This window comes from Ureibacillus terrenus (genome assembly GCF_006569205.1).
GTDB lineage: Bacteria > Bacillota > Bacilli > Bacillales_A > Planococcaceae > Ureibacillus > Ureibacillus terrenus.
Genome location: NZ_VIGD01000057.1, coordinates 1 through 1,344 on the forward strand (window position 1 = coordinate 1; position 1,344 = coordinate 1,344).

A 1,344-nucleotide genomic window follows, 5' to 3' on the forward strand; every position below is an offset into this window, starting at 1 on the left:
TCTTATTTAGGCTGGACATGGTCTTTTCCATGTCCAGTTTGCCATTTTCTTTAAGTTCATGGCAGCGAAAGTAAGCATCGCCTGCATGGACAATTTTTCCAATCCTCGTAGAGTTGTCCATCGCATGCCATGCTTCTCTTTTCCATCGGCAAAGACCCGTTCAATCGTTTCTTTGCGCTTATCATATATATTTCTATTGATCTCTGTATGTCTTAAGTGGTCGACTTCTTCCACATAGTGCTCCCAAATGTGGCGATGAATAAATTTAGTGTGATCTTTACTTTGGGTACACTTTTCTAAAAATGGGCACGTTTTACATATTTCCGGTTTCGAAGCGTACTGTCGATATCCTTCTCTTGTTGTTGTTCGGTATTCAAGAGTTTGGTTGTTTGGGCAGATATAACAATCATAATGCTCATCGTATACATATTCATACTTTTTAAAGAAACCGTCCTTTGTTCTAGGCCTTGTATATGGCATGACTGGACGAATCTCTTTATCCAATAGACTTTTCGCATTCGCTGGGGTTTTGTATCCGGCATCTACGGCTACTGCAGTTGGTTTGCCTACTTTTTCGATGACTTGTTCGAGTAATTGACCAAACACCTGACTATCATGAATATTCGCTCCCGTTACCTTGGTAGCTAAGACAAAGCCTTTTGCATCACAGGCGGTATGAAAAGAATAGGCAAACATCTTTTCCCGTTCATCTTTTACGTAATAGCCACTATCAGGATCGGTTGTACTGACCTTTATTTCCTTGGTTTCTTCATTCTCTTTCGGGGGAAAGGGCTTTTTTCCATGGTTTTCACGGTCTTGGTTAATCTCTAACTCTAATTGCGCTTGATAGCTTTTTGTTTCTGCCCGGACAATTTTCTTATCGAACTTCTTTTTATTGGCGCTCGCTTTGACATGTGTTGAATCAATAAAGGCAACAGATGCATCCACTAATCCTTTATTCATCGCTTCTTTTAAAATACGATAAAAAATCTGTTCAAATAAATCAGTACCTTGAAAACGACGAACATAATTCTTGCCGAACGTTGAAAAATGAGGAATTTTCTCTGTGAAACCATATCCTAAGAACCATCGATACGCCACGTTGGTTTCAATTTCTTTGATCGTTTGACGCATGGATCGAATACCAAATAAATACTGCACAAAGACCATTTTAATGAGCACAACAGGATCAATACTAGGCCTTCCGTTATCTAGGCAATAGGTATCTTTGACAAGATCGTAAATAAAATCAAAGTCTATGGCTTGTTCAATCTTCCTTACCAAATGATCTTCTGGAACCAATTGATCAAGAGCCACCATTTCCAATTGATTTCGATTATTGTC

1 protein-coding gene is annotated in these 1,344 nt (G+C 38.9%); it reads right to left on the reverse strand.

From position 1 onward, the window contains the following. Positions 1–6 precede the first annotated feature (6 nt). Positions 7–1,344, reverse strand: a 1,338-nt coding sequence (locus FKZ59_RS14340; RefSeq protein ID WP_141603394.1) for an IS1182 family transposase, incomplete at its 5' end; no start/stop codon positions are given.